General features: G+C 71.4%; 12 protein-coding genes. 5 read left to right on the top strand and 7 right to left on the bottom strand.

What is annotated here, in order from left to right:
- Positions 1-5: 5 nt before the first annotated feature.
- Positions 6-3,248 carry a response regulator gene (locus tag ABD286_RS13295; RefSeq protein ID WP_344194232.1) on the top strand — a complete coding sequence of 1,081 codons (3,243 nt, stop codon included), beginning with the start codon at positions 6-8 and terminating at the stop codon, positions 3,246-3,248.
- Between the two features lie 158 nt (positions 3,249-3,406).
- On the opposite strand, the gene ABD286_RS13300 is transcribed toward ABD286_RS13295, so the two are convergent.
- From ABD286_RS13300 to ABD286_RS13310, 3 genes are all read right to left on the bottom strand, one after another.
- Positions 3,407-3,787, bottom strand: coding sequence for a hypothetical protein (locus ABD286_RS13300; RefSeq protein WP_344194234.1), 381 nt, complete (start codon positions 3,785-3,787; stop codon positions 3,407-3,409).
- Positions 3,788-3,907: 120 nt separating this feature from the next.
- Positions 3,908-5,062, bottom strand: a complete 1,155-nt coding sequence (locus ABD286_RS13305) for a CaiB/BaiF CoA transferase family protein (RefSeq protein ID WP_344194236.1) — start codon at positions 5,060-5,062, stop codon at positions 3,908-3,910.
- A 189-nt stretch (positions 5,063-5,251) separates the two neighbouring features.
- Positions 5,252-5,440: a BldC family transcriptional regulator gene (locus ABD286_RS13310; RefSeq protein ID WP_056884367.1), complete on the bottom strand. Its 189-nt coding sequence runs from the start codon at positions 5,438-5,440 to the stop codon at positions 5,252-5,254.
- A gap of 200 nt (positions 5,441-5,640) precedes the next feature.
- On the opposite strand from ABD286_RS13310, the gene ABD286_RS13315 reads away from it, so the two are divergent.
- The 4 genes from ABD286_RS13315 (at position 5,641) to ABD286_RS13330 (ending at position 9,468) form a co-directional block, all read left to right on the top strand.
- A complete protein-coding gene (locus ABD286_RS13315; protein ID WP_344194241.1) occupies positions 5,641-6,774 on the top strand; it encodes a Glu/Leu/Phe/Val dehydrogenase dimerization domain-containing protein in 1,134 nt (377 codons plus the stop codon).
- Between the two features lie 238 nt (positions 6,775-7,012).
- Positions 7,013-7,210, top strand: coding sequence for a DUF3073 domain-containing protein (locus ABD286_RS13320; protein ID WP_344194243.1), 198 nt, complete (start codon positions 7,013-7,015; stop codon positions 7,208-7,210).
- Positions 7,211-7,348: 138 nt separating this feature from the next.
- Complete coding sequence (locus ABD286_RS13325) at positions 7,349-8,899, top strand: purine-cytosine permease family protein (RefSeq protein ID WP_344194245.1); 1,551 nt, start codon at positions 7,349-7,351, stop codon at positions 8,897-8,899.
- A complete protein-coding gene (locus ABD286_RS13330; RefSeq protein ID WP_344194246.1) occupies positions 8,896-9,468 on the top strand; it encodes a cysteine hydrolase family protein in 573 nt (190 codons plus the stop codon). The genes ABD286_RS13325 and ABD286_RS13330 overlap by 4 nt, the downstream gene beginning before the upstream one ends.
- Here ABD286_RS13330 and ABD286_RS13335 read toward each other — a convergent pair.
- The 4 genes from ABD286_RS13335 to ABD286_RS13350 form a co-directional block, all read right to left on the bottom strand.
- Positions 9,465-9,998 carry a hypothetical protein gene (locus tag ABD286_RS13335; RefSeq protein ID WP_344194248.1) on the bottom strand — a complete coding sequence of 178 codons (534 nt, stop codon included), beginning with the start codon at positions 9,996-9,998 and terminating at the stop codon, positions 9,465-9,467. The two genes, ABD286_RS13330 and ABD286_RS13335, sit on opposite strands and share 4 nt — an antisense overlap.
- Before the next feature lie 49 nt (positions 9,999-10,047).
- Complete coding sequence (locus tag ABD286_RS13340) at positions 10,048-10,491, bottom strand: hypothetical protein (protein ID WP_344194250.1); 444 nt, start codon at positions 10,489-10,491, stop codon at positions 10,048-10,050.
- Positions 10,492-10,713: 222 nt separating this feature from the next.
- Positions 10,714-11,829 (bottom strand): phosphoribosylformylglycinamidine cyclo-ligase, encoded by a 1,116-nt coding sequence (purM, locus tag ABD286_RS13345; protein ID WP_425565378.1) that lies wholly within the window; start codon positions 11,827-11,829, stop codon positions 10,714-10,716.
- 129 nt (positions 11,830-11,958) lie between these two features.
- The gene (locus ABD286_RS13350) at positions 11,959-12,885 is read right to left on the bottom strand and encodes a hypothetical protein (protein WP_344194252.1); all 927 of its coding nucleotides are present in this window, start codon (positions 12,883-12,885) and stop codon (positions 11,959-11,961) included.
- Positions 12,886-13,025: the final 140 nt, after the last annotated feature.

Below are 13,025 nucleotides of genomic sequence, written 5' to 3' on the forward strand. Positions count from 1 at the left end.
GTCGTGTGCAGCACGAAGCCCTCGCCGACCTGGACGCCAGTGACCTGAGTCGCTGGCTGGTGCAGGCCTCCCCGGACGGCCTGTGGGTCTTCGACGAGCGCGGCACCACGATCTTCGCGAACGGCCGGCTCGGCCAGCTCCTGGGGCGGACGCCGGAACAGATGCGAGGGCTGTCGGTCTTCGACTGCATCGACGAGCAGGGCAAGGAGGACTTCGCCCGGCACCTCCAGGTGCTCGCGACCTCACGCACACCCGGGAGCAACCTCGAGTGCCGCCTCCTCCGCGGCGACGGCAGCGACATCTGGGCCCTGGTGAGCCACACGCCGATCAAGGACGACGAGGGCGACCACGTCGGCTGGCTGCACCGCGTCACCGAGTACAGCGAGCAGCGTCGGCTCATCGACACCCTCCAGCACCGTGAGCAGCAGCTCGCCGAGGCGCAACGCATCGCCAAGATCGGCAGCTGGGACTGGGACCTGGTCACCGACGAGGTGACCTGGTCCGACGAGCTCTACCGCATCTACGGGGTCGACCCCGCCGAGGTGCCGGTGCCCAGCGTCGAGGCCTTCTTCGCCATCCTGCACCCCGACGACCGCGAGACCGTGGGGGGCATCGTCGACGCGGCGATCGCCCGGGACGAACCGCTGGAGTTCGACTGCCGGATCGTCCAGCGCGACGGCTCGTTCCTGTGGATCCGCGGACGGGGTCAAGTCAGCCGGGACCGGCACGGGGGGGCGGTGCGCCTCGGCGGCACCTCCCAGGACGTGACGGCCACCAAGGACGCCGAGCAGGCTCTCGCGCTGCTCTCGGCCATGGCCACGACGGCCAACCAGGCCAACAGGCTGGTCGACGTCGTCCCCACGATCATCGCCGACGTCGCCACCCACACGGGCTGGCGACCCGTCGCCGGCTGGATGGTCGACGTCGACGGCACCCTCCAGGCGGTCGAGGGCGAGGTCCGACCGGTCGACGACCACGACCGCGACGAGTCGCTGCGCCTCGCGCTCCAGGCCGTGCAGACCCGTGTCCCCGCCGTCGGGAGGACCAGCGAGGGCACCACCCTGGTTGCGGCCCCGATCGTGGCCGAGGAGCGGGCCGCCTGCGTCATCGTCATGGACAGCCGGGTCTCCACCCCGCCCACCGACAGCGACGCGGTCACGATCGGCCAGGCGACGGCGCTGTTCGCCCGCGTCGCCGAGCGCGAGTGGACCCGGGAGCGGCTCGCGGCCGCCCGCGACGACGCCATGGCAGCCTCGGTGGCCAAGTCGCAGTTCCTCGCGACGATGAGCCACGAGATCCGCACGCCGCTCAACGGCGTCATCGGCCTGTCCGAGCTGCTCAACCGCACCGAGCTCACCGAGCGCCAGCGCCGGTTGACCGACGGCATCGACAACGCCGGCCGCCAGCTGCTGGCCCTCGTCAACGACATCCTCGACCTGTCCAAGATCGAGGCCGGCCGCCTCGAGCTGGAGCAGGTCGACTTCGACCCGCGGACGGTCATCGAGCAGAGCAGCACGGTCGTCGCCGAGCAAGCGCGACGAAAGTCGCTCGAGCTCGTCGTGTCGTGCCAGCCGGACCTGCCGATGGCCGTGTGCGGCGACCCCGTCCGCTTCGGCCAGGTCATCGCCAACCTCACCTCCAACGCCGTGAAGTTCACCGCCAACGGTGAGGTCGTCGTCCGGGCGTCGCTCGAGCAGGACGCCCCCGACGGCTCGGTGGTCCTGCGCGTGGAGGTGACCGACACCGGGTACGGCATGACGCCCGAGGTCCAGGACCGCTTGTTCACGGCCTTCTCCCAGGGCGATGCGTCGACCACCCGCGAGTACGGCGGCACGGGTCTCGGGCTCGCCATCTGCAAACAGATCGTCGCCGCCATGGGTGGCGAGATCGGGGTCAGCAGCGCCCGCGGACGGGGCAGCACGTTCTGGTTCACCGCCCCGTTCTCCCCTGCGACGAACCTGCCGGTCCCCGCCTCGATCGGGACGGCGATCGTGTCGGGTCTGCGGGTCCTGGTCATCGACGACAACGAGACCAACCGCTTCATCCTCGAGGAGCAGCTCGGCGCCTGGAAGGTCGACACCTCCTTGGCCGCTTCGGGCGTCGAGGGACTCAGCGCCCTCGACGAGGCCAAGCGCAACGGTGCTCCGTTCGACGTGGTGCTGCTCGACTACCTCATGCCAGGCGTGAACGGCGAGCAGTTCGCCCGCATGGTGCGTGGCGACGGCCGCTTCGCCGACACCCGCATCATCCTGCTCACCTCCTCGATGGACCTGAACTCGACGACGCTCAACGACGCCGGCATCGACCTGGCCCTCACCAAGCCCGTGTTCGCCTCCAGCCTCTTCGACAGCCTGGCGACGGTGGCCGCCTCGGCACCTTCCTCGGGGTCGGCCAACGCCGTGCGCGCCGCGCCGAACGTGCCCTCGCCGACCGGCCCGTCCGGACGGCTCGGCCGCGTCCTCGTGGTGGAGGACAACCCCGTGAACCAGATGGTCGCCGTGGGCATTCTCGAGAGCCTCGGGTATGCAGCCTCCGTCGCCGAGAACGGCGTGGTCGGGGTCGCGTGTTTCATGGCCGAGCCCGACGGGTTCGACGCCATCCTCATGGACTGCCAGATGCCCCAGATGGACGGCTACGAGGCCACCCGGGCGATCCGGGCCCAGGAAGTCCCCGGCTCTCGCATCCCGATCGTCGCGATGACCGCCGCCGCGATCGCCGGCGAGCGCGAGCGCTGCCTGTTGGCGGGGATGGACGACTTCCTGACCAAGCCGGTCGACGTCGCCCTGCTGCGCTCCACCCTGGCCACCTGGGTCCCGGCGCGTGCGGACTCCAGGGACGAGCCGGACTCCGCGGGTGTCCTCACCCTCCCCGAGCTCATCGACGACCACGCCGAGGTGCTCGACCGCGACCGCCTCGAGGAGCTGCTCGACCTCGAACCGGGTGACCCGTCGATGCTGCTGCGCTTCATCGACCGGTTCGGCACCGGCTCCGAGCAGACGATGCAGGCCCTGCGGCAGGCCCGCGACACCGGTGAGGCCGAGCAGATGGGTCGAGCGGCCCACAGCCTCAAGGGGAGCTCGGCCAACCTCGGCGCCACGGCGCTGGCGGCCCTGTGCAAGGAGGTCGAGGACCTCGGCGACGAGGGCCGGCTCGTCGACGACCAGGTGCTCGACTGCCTGGCCAGGGAGCGCGACCGCGCCGTGTCCGCCCTCGAGGGCCTCGCCGCAGCCCTGCGCTCCCACGACTGACCGACAGCCCCCTGAACGCCGCAGCCCTCCACCACGGGCCTGAGGACACGCAGGCGGGTGGTGGAGGGCGGGCAGTACGTGGGTCCGGGGTCGACCGCGGGAGGTGATGGTCCTCGGGAGCGGGTCAGGGAGTGGACCCGCAGAGCGTTGGCGCTCGGTCAGACGGCTTCGACGTCCCAGCGCTGGGCCGGGGCGGCGAGGTAGCCACCGGTGCGGGCACCGAGGGCCAGGCGGCGACGCAGCTCGCTCATGAGCTCGTCGTTCGACGCGAGGAGCAGCGTCTCGGTGGGGTTCATCGGCGCCATGACGTGCAGGCCGCAGCCCTCGGCTGCGCGCAGGACGATCTCGCGCACCGGCATGGAGAAGGCCCGGGCGAGGGCGAGGATGTCGTCGGTGTCGGGCGAGCCTGCCAGGACGTGGGAGTCCAGGATCGTGGCGATGGTCCACTCGTCGATCCCGGTGCGCTCGGCGAGCACGGCACGGTTCCAGCCGAGCAGGCTCATCTGGTCCTGGACGAAGACACCGAGGCTGTTGATCACTGCGGACTCCCTAGAAATCACGTGCGTAAGTTATGACCTCATCGAACACGGTGCGGGGATGTCGGGGGTATGCACTTTGCCAATACTTGAACAGGATGTCGTCCGTTCGGCCCAGCACCTCTAGTCCGTCCTCGGAACGGCGTCATCCGAAGCGCCCGCGACGCCTTCGCCCGGCTCGCCCGGCTCGCCCGGCTCGCCCGGCTCGTCCGGCTCGCCCCGGTTTGCCCCGGGAGTGCGCGAGAACCGGGGCACGGATCCCGGCTGGACCGGCTCACCGGGCCGTGCCACATACGTGTGGCGCGCGACGAGGTGTGGGTCGTGGCGGGCCTCCTCGAGGGTGAGCACGGGTGCCACGCAGGCGTCGAGACCCGCGAACACCCCGGTCCACTCGTCCTGGGTCCGGGTCGCGAACCGCTCGGCGAGCACCGCACTGGTGCGGCTCCACCCGGCGGGGTCGAGCTGGGCCCCCAGGAGGTCGGCAGGCTCGAGCCCGAGGCCGGTCAGCAGCCGCGCGTAGAACACCGGCTCGATCGCGCCGACGGCCATCCAGCGGTCGTCGAGGGTGCGGTAGCAGCGGTAGAACGGCGCCCCTCCGTCGAACAGGTTCTCCCCACGAGGCCTCGACCAGCCACCACCGGCCACGAGCGACTGCTGCATGGCCGTCATGGCAGCCACTCCGTCGACGATGGCCGCGTCGACGACCTGCCCCTCCCCCGTGGCACGCGCGTGCAGCACGCCGGCGAGCACCCCGAAGGCCAGCAGCGACCCGCCGCCACCGAAGTCCCCGAGCAGGTTCAGCGGTGGCACCGGCCGTCCGCCCTCGCCCGTGAACGCGTCGAGGACACCGCTGACCGCGAGGTAGGTGATGTCGTGGCCGGCCAGCGCTGCATACGGGCCGTCCTGGCCCCATCCCGTCATCCGCCCGTAGACGAGACGAGGGTTGCGCGCGAGGGCGACGTCCGGCCCGAGCCCGAGCCGCTCGGCGACGCCGGGCCGGAACCCCTCCAGGAGCACGTCGCTGCGCTCGACGAGACCCAGCACCTCGTCCCGGCCGTGCCCGGACTTGAGGTCAAGGACCATCGAACGGCGACCGCGCAGGAGCACCGCGTGGGTGCCACTGAGGTCCTCACCCGGCCGGTCGACGCGCACGACGTCCGCGCCGAGGTCGGCCAGCAGCATCGCCGCGAAGGGCACGGGACCGATCCCTCCGACCTCGACCACGGACACGTCCGTGAGCGGTCCACGACGGGCACCGGCGAGATCCTGGTCAGGCATGACCGCAACGTACCGTCGCGGACGCGCCTGGAGGTCGCGACCGGGGTGGTGCCGGTCCGGGTCCGTTCGACGGACCCGGACCACACCGGCCTTCCCGAGCCGGTGCTGACCTCACCCGGAGGTGAGCGGTGATGGAGAGCGGCTGTCTTTCCGGCGCCCGGGCCCTGCCCCCGGACGGCGGCCAGCGGCTCAGATCACGTCAGAGAGAAGAGCGCGAACCTCGGCCTCCCGGTAGCGGCGGTGACCGCCGAGCGTGCGGATCGAGTTCAGCTTTCCGGCCTTGGCCCAACGGGTGACCGTCTTGGGGTCGACGCGGAACAGCGACGCGACTTCAGCGGGGGTGAGCAGCTTCTCAACCTCGGTGGTGCGAGTAACCATGATTTCTCCTCGTGCAGGGGACGTCTCTCCATAATCGGACAACCCGCCCCCTTTGGGAACATTCCATACGGGTCATCCCCCATGGCCCGTTGGGACTAGTCACCCGACCAGCAGGTGGTCGGGAATACGCTGGGGTGGGCGCGAGACCCGCGCCGCCCCCGTCCCGTCCCGCGCCCCACCGAGCTCCAGGAGTCACCACCGTGACCACGTCCTCGTCGCCCTCGCCCTCCACCCCGCTGCCTGCCACGACCCCGGCCACCTCGGCCGCCTCGATGGCCGAGCACGAGCAGGTCGTGTTCTGCCACGACCGCGCCACCGGGCTGCGCGCCATCATCGGCATCTACAGCACCGCCCTCGGCCCGGCCCTCGGCGGGACGCGCTTCTACCCGTACGCCAGCGAGGAGGCCGCCCTCGCCGACGTCCTGCGCCTCTCGCGCGGCATGGCCTACAAGAACGCCGTGGCCGGGCTCGACCTCGGCGGCGGCAAGGCCGTCATCATCGGCGACCCGGCGACCGACAAGACCCCCGAGCTGCTGCGGGCCTACGGCCGCTTCGTCGAGAGCCTCGGAGGCCGCTACGTCACGGCCTGCGACGTGGGCACCTACGTCGCCGACATGGACGTCGTGAGCGAGACCACGCGGTTCGCGACCGGCCGGTCCGAGGCCAACGGCGGGGCGGGCGACTCCTCCGTCCTCACCGCGTACGGCGTGTTCCAGGGCATGCGCGCGTGCGCGCAGCACCTGTGGGGCGAGCCGACGCTCAAGGGCCGCACCGTCGGCATCGCCGGCGTCGGCAAGGTCGGCCGCATCCTCACCGGTCACCTGCTCGAGGACGGCGCCCACGTCGTCGTCACCGACGTCAACGAGCAGGCCGTGGCCGCCCTCAAGGCCGCCCACCCCGAGATCGACGTAGTCGCCGAGACCGCCGCCTTGGTCCGCGCGGACCTCGACGTCTACGCCCCGTGCGCGCTCGGTGGAGCGCTCGACGAGCAGACCGTCGCGTCCCTGCGCGCGACCGTCGTCTGCGGCGGGGCCAACAACCAGCTGGTCACCGAAGGCCCGGGCGGCACCGCCGACCAGCTCAAGGCCCGCGGCATCACCTACGCCCCCGACTTCCTCGTCAACGCCGGCGGCGTCATCCAGGTCAGTGACGAGCTGCACGGGTTCGACTTCGAGCGCGCCAAGAAGGGCGCGACGGCGATCTTCGACCACACCCTCGAGGTGCTCGAGACGGCGACGGCCCGCGACATCACCCCCGCCGCCGCAGCCGACCACATCGCCGAGGAGCGGATGGCCGCGAAGGCGGCCGGCGGGATCTGGCTTCCGGCCGGCTGAGGACGCAGGTATGGCGCCGCGGTCCCGACCGGCGGCGCCATACCGCTCCTGGGGGGTGCTCGGTGAATGCTTCGGCGTCCGTCCCGCGGGAGTCCTGCCGCCAAACTTGCCACGCTCATGTAGCGTTGGGCCCACGACATATACACGATTCCCGGGACCGCTCCGCGGAGTCGAGCCGTCATCACGATGACTCGACCCGAGCGATGCCGTCCCGGCAGACGCATGAGGGGGTCACGCCATGGGGCGCGGCCGGGCCAAGGCCAAGCAGACGAAGGTCGCTCGGGAGCTGAAGTACTTCTCCCCGAACACCGACTTGAGTGCGCTTGAGCGAGAACTGCACGGGTCTTCCTACGCGGAGCCGGAGCGAACCTCCGACACCTCCGAGGGCGAGGACGAGTACGACGAGTACGGAAAGTGGGCTTCGGGCCAAGGTTGACCCGAGGACCTGACTGACCACACCACCTCATGCGCGGGCCTCGGTTCGTGTGTCATCACCGCCGCACCACGGCACGTCGTCATGGCGTCGTGCCGTGGCGCATGAGTGTTGGCATCCGGATGGGCCTACGCTCGCGGCATGAGCACTGACACGGGCGCGCACACCCAGCCCGACGCGCGCGAGCAGACGCGTCGTCTCGGGGTCGAGACCACCGGCATCGAGATCATCGACGAGGCCGACCGCACCGCAAGGCCCTCGGACCTCTTCTGGCCGTGGTTCGCGGCCAACGTCTCCGTGTTCGGGCTGTCCTACGCGGGGTTCGTCCTCGGGTTCGGCATCTCGTTCTGGCAGGCGTTCGTCGTCACCGTCGTCGGGGTCGTCGTGTCCTTCGCCCTCTGCGGCGTCATCGCCATCGCCGGCAAGCGCGGGTCCGCCCCGACCATGGTGCTGTCGCGCGCCGCGTTCGGCGTGACCGGCCAGAAGGTGCCGGGCGTCATGTCTTGGCTGACCTCGATCGGCTGGGAGACGTTCCTGGTCATCACGGCCACCCTGGCGACCGCCACGATCTTCACCCAGCTCGGGTGGAGCGGCGGCACCGCGACCAAGATCGTCGCGAGCCTGGTCACCGCGGCCCTCGTCGTCGCGGCCTCGGTCGCCGGCTACCACGTGATCATGCGGCTCCAGTCCTGGCTCACCTGGATCACCGGCGCCGTGAGCATCGTCTACGTCGCCCTCACCGTCGGCGACGTCGACTGGGACACCGTCTCCGCGATCCCCTCCGGGTCCACCCAGCAGGTGGTGGGAGCACTCGTCCTCGTGATGACCGGCTTCGGCCTCGGGTGGATCAACATCGCCGCCGACTGGTCGCGCTACCAGCGTCGCGACGCGTCCGGCGCCTCGATCGTCGGCTGGAACACCTTCGGCGGCGCCCTCGCCCCCATCCTGCTCGTCGTCTTCGGCCTGGCCCTGGCGGGGTCCGACCAGAAGCTCCGTGACGGGATCCAGTCCGACCCCGTCGGGACGCTGGCCACCATCCTGCCCACGTGGTTCCTCGTGCCGTTCCTGCTCGCGGCGATCCTGGCCCTGGTGAGCGGCGCCGTCCTCGGCATCTACTCCTCGGGCCTGACGCTGCTCTCGCTCGGCGTGAAGATCTCCCGCCCCAAGGCCGCCTTCGTGGACGGCGTCATCCTCACCCTCGGCACGATCTACGTCGTCTTCTTCGCCGACAGCTTCATCAACCCGTTCCAGTCGTTCCTCATCACCCTCGGCGTCCCGCTCGCCTCCTGGGCGGGGATCATGATCGCCGACATCGTCCTGCGCAGGCGCGACTACGACGAGCAGGCGCTGTTCGACCCGCGCGGCCGCTACGGAGCCTGGGACTGGGCCTCGATCGGCACGATGGTCGTCGCGTCCGTCGTCGGCTGGGGACTCGTGGTCAACAACTTCGCCGCGGACGCCTCCTGGAACAACTGGCAGGGCTACCTCTTGGAGCCCCTCGGTCTCGGCACCTTCGTCGACGACCCCGCCGGCGCCTACTGGGACGGCAACTGGCCCTACGCCAACCTCGGCGTCCTGCTCGCCCTCGTGCTGTCGTTCGTCGCGACCCTGGTGCTGCGCCGGGGGACGGTCCGCCGCCAAGAGGCTGGCACCGAGTCCGGCACCGAGGCTGGTGCCGGGACCCGCGCGTGAGCGGGGCGCCGTGGTTCGTCGGGATCGACTTCCAGCGCGTGTTCGGCGACCCGTCCAGCCCGTGGTGCGCTCCCCGGTATGCGGCCGCGGCCGGTGCCGCGCGCCGGCTCGCCGACGCCCATCCCGGACGGACGGTGCTGACCCGCTTCGTCGCACCCGCCGAGCCCGCCGGGGCGTGGAGGCCGTACTACGAGGACTTCCCGTGGGCGCTGGTCGGCGACGACGACCCGCTGTACGCGCTGACCGACGATCTGGCCGACCCGTCGGCCGTCCCTTCCACCGGGGGCGTCACCTCGGCTGAGGTCGTCACCGCGTCGACGTTCGGGAAGTGGGACGTCCTGCGACCGGTGGTCGGCGAGCACCCGCACCTGGTCGTGGCCGGTGTCGCGACCGATTGCTGCGTCATCTCGACGGTGCTGGCCGCCGCTGACGCAGGAGCGTCGGTCACCGTGGTGACAGACGCCTGCGCCGGCTCGTCGGACGCCAACCACGCCAAGGCGCTGGACCTCATGGCCCTCTACGCGCCCCTCGTGCGTCTGGCCAGCACCGCCGAGGTGCTGGCGGGCTAGGACCCGCCGCCGCCCGTACCCCAGCTGGTCACGGTGAGCCCGTGACCGTAGGCGAACGCCTTGCCGGCCGCCGCCGGGTCCCCGCGGTCGACGGCATGGGCGCCACCGTGGTCCACGCCCACGTCGGCGGGCTCGGGCTCCGCACCGTCCCACGCCGCATACCCGGTGAAGAGGCCGAACACGGCCTCGCTGTCCACCACCGCCTGCGCCAACCGACGGCGTGCGACAGACGGGCAGGCGGTCAGGAAGGCGCCGGGTGACCGGCGTTCGCCCGCGGTCACCAGCCTGGCCATCGCGCCGGTGTCGGCCGTCGTCAGCCGCTGGCCGGCGACGAGCGCGTCCTGGACGGTGGCGAGGACGGCGGCGCGCACGTCCTCGGGGACTGCTTCCAAGGCCTGCGCGTGGGCTGCCTCGAGCGCGTCGACGGGCGCAGACCGCAGCAGGAAGCGGTACTGCCGCTCGACCGGGTCCTCCGTCCGTGGGTGCGGCGTGGACGGCTGGTCGGCGTGGGTCCCCCCGAACTTCCTCATGGCTGAGGGTAGGACTCTCACCCCGCCTGGTGCCAGCGTCTGGGCTGACTCAGGCGCCCTTGCGCAACGACTCCGGCAGGCGTTCGATGGTCGTCGCGCGGTCGGGCTCCAGACCGTCCCAGGCGTCGTAGTCGTCGAGCAGACCGTTCCTGGCCGCCGGTCGCAGCACCGCCCTGGCCAGCCGTTCGTGGGCGATGTCGACCAGGGCCGAGATCAGCACCCCCGGCGTGCGGACCTCGGCGACCGTGATGAGCCGGGCGAGGTGGCGGGTGTCGTCGACGGTGAGGTCGCGGCCGGTCTGGAGACGTTCCTGCGCGGTGCGCAGGATGATCGCCCGGACCGCCGGGTCGAGGACGGCCAGCGCCTCGCGGTGCAGGTCGTCCAACGCCTCCGGCGAGGCGGTCCGCAGGAGGTAGCGGTACTGGCGGAGCTCGGACCGCTCGACCGGGGGCGCGTCGTCCGGCTGCCTGCGCAGGAAGTGCATGAGGCTCACCGTTCGAGGCTAGGCAGGCACCCGGACCCGAGGCTCGTCCAGAACGCGCGCGAGAGGTGCGCCGGATGGAGGAGATGCTGCGCCGGTATGCCGGGATCATCCCGGGATCGCCCAGAGTCCCTTAGAGCCGCCCAACTCGCGGCTCTGCCGTTCGATGGCTCTGCTGTTCGGTCGCTCTGCTGTTCTGTCGCTCTGCGGCTCGACCGCGCGCGGCGGCTCGACTCAGGCGGAGGGGTGGTCGCCGACCATCTGGACGGAGCCACCGTCGACGCCCTTGGCCCCGTGGACGACCTCGACCCCGTCCTCGACGGGAGCGCCCTCCAGGTCGCTGACGTCCCCGATGGCCCAGGCCTGGATGCCGCGTGCGGCCAGCTCCCGGGTGGCTGTGTCGACCTGGTCGGCCGGCAGCATCGCCACGAAGCCGACCCCCATGTTGAGGGTGCGCTCGAGGTCGGTTCGTGGCACGCCGCCGAGGTCGCCGACCGTGCTGAAGACGGCGGGCGGCGTCCACGTGCTCCGGTCGAGGCGTGCGAAGGCCCCCGTCGGGAGGACCCGGGCGAGGTTGGCGGCCAGGCCGCCACCGGTCACGTGAGACAACGCGTGGACGTCGATGCCGTCGGTGCGGATGAGGTCGAGCAGGTCGGCGGAGTAGACCCGGGTCGGGGTGAGGAGCTCCTCCCCCAACGTGTGGCCGAACTCGTCGACGTGGCGGTCGAGCTGCCACCCTGCGGCACCGATGACCTTGCGCACCAACGAGTACCCGTTGGAGTGCAGACCGCTCGAGCCGAGAGCCAGCACCACGTCACCGGAGGTGACGCGGTCGGGACCCAGCACGTCGGCATACTCGACGACCCCGGTCGCGGCACCGGCCACGTCGTACTCGTCCGCCTCGAGCAGTCCCGGGTGCTCGGCCGTCTCGCCACCGACGAGGGCGACGCGCGCCTGCTCACAGGCAGCAGCGATACCGGACACGATCGCCGCGATCCGCTCGGGCACGACACGGCCGGTGGCGATGTAGTCGGTCATGAACAGCGGCTCGGCGCCGCACACGACGATGTCGTCGACGACCATGCCGACGAGGTCGAAGCCGATCGTGTCGTGCCGGTCCATCGCCTGCGCGATCGCGACCTTGGTGCCGACGCCGTCCGTGCTCGTGGCCAGGACCGGGCGGGTCATCCGCGCGATGGCACTGGCGTCGAACATGCCGGCGAATCCGCCCAGGCCCCCGAGCACCTCGGGACGGGTGGCCCGGCGCACCGAGGCCTTCATCAGCTCGACGGCCTTGTCACCGGCCTCGACGTCGACGCCGGCGGAGGCATAGGTGATCGGTTCGCTCACGGTCCCCAGCCTAGACCGCCGCCACCCCTGCCCCGTTCCGAGTCCACCGCCCCGCCCCTCCCGCCGTCCCGCCGCTCCCCGCCCGGTCGATGTAGACGCGCCGGGGAAACGCGGCGTGTCCACATCGACTCAACTGGCCCGGCGGCGGGACAAGGCCGCATGGGCCGCACAGACCTGGTCCATGAAGCGCTCGGAGTCCAGGCGCAACCCCATCAGCGTCATGCGCAGCACCCGGTCCCCGCTGATGACCAAGGCGTTCTGGCGAAACTGGTCGTCGGTCGGAGCGAGTCCCCACTGGTGCTGCGACCCGTCGATCTCGACGACGAGCCCGATGTCCTCCCAGGCGGCGTCGAGGTACGCCCTGCCCCACCCGAGTCGCCGGACGACCTGCTTGGTCGGTGCCGGCAGACCTCGGGCACGACACATCGTGGCGAAGTCCAGCTCGCCGAGGCTCTGCGCACCGTCGGCGATGTCCCGCGCGACGGTGGGGATGAAGGCGCGTCGCGTCCTTCCCCTGACGGCGCGCGTTGCCGCCATGAGCTGAAGACCGGTGACCAGTCGTTGCTGCACGGGCATCACCAGCAGCAAGGCTGCCTGCCTGTCGCTGACCGCCCAGTGAGCAGCCCGCACCGCGGCCACGGCAGGCACGGTGCGAGGCATGCCACTCACGGCCAGCTCGCGCTCCACCCGGCGAACGACCTTGTGAAGAGTCACGCCCTCGACGGCAGGGACGTGGGCGTTGTGCACCACCGAGACATGGACCCGGTCGTCCTGGTAGCCGGTGAGCCCGGCAACCTGCAGCGCCGTCACGCCGTCGAGCGCCGCAATCCGGCGACCCGTCCCCCAGAGGGCCCGCCACCGCAGGCCCTCGACGCCCAGCGGTGCGGTGTGCAGGGCCACAGTCTGCTGTCCGTGCGCCGCCCAGCGCCCTGCTGCCACCTGACGGGCGACAGCGCCTCGGTCCCAGCCGTACAGCGCGAGCTCGGCCCGCGACAGCACGAGGTCGTGCGCCAGCTGTCGCAGCTCGTCGACGCGCAGACGGCGGTGGGAGGTCATCGACCGATCGTGGCGAAACCGGCACCACCGACCCGTCAGTCATCCACAGCCCGCCCCGCCACCTCGCCGTGTCGATGTAAACGCGCCCTGAATTGGCGGCGCGTTTACATCGAACCGGCAGTGGAGTGGGGGGACCGGCG

This window comes from Pedococcus aerophilus, assembly GCF_039532215.1.
Classification (GTDB): Bacteria; Actinomycetota; Actinomycetes; order Actinomycetales; family Dermatophilaceae; genus Pedococcus; species Pedococcus aerophilus.

Coding starts and splice junctions, on each gene's coding strand:
- ABD286_RS13335 (WP_344194248.1), bottom strand. CDS start 9,998: ATGAGGAAGTTCGGGGGGACCCACGCCGACCAGCCGTCCACGCCGCAC.
- ABD286_RS13325 (WP_344194245.1), top strand. CDS start 7,349: ATGAGCACTGACACGGGCGCGCACACCCAGCCCGACGCGCGCGAGCAG.
- ABD286_RS13350 (WP_344194252.1), bottom strand. CDS start 12,885: ATGACCTCCCACCGCCGTCTGCGCGTCGACGAGCTGCGACAGCTGGCG.
- ABD286_RS13320 (WP_344194243.1), top strand. CDS start 7,013: ATGGGGCGCGGCCGGGCCAAGGCCAAGCAGACGAAGGTCGCTCGGGAG.
- ABD286_RS13305 (WP_344194236.1), bottom strand. CDS start 5,062: ATGCCTGACCAGGATCTCGCCGGTGCCCGTCGTGGACCGCTCACGGAC.
- ABD286_RS13310 (WP_056884367.1), bottom strand. CDS start 5,440: ATGGTTACTCGCACCACCGAGGTTGAGAAGCTGCTCACCCCCGCTGAA.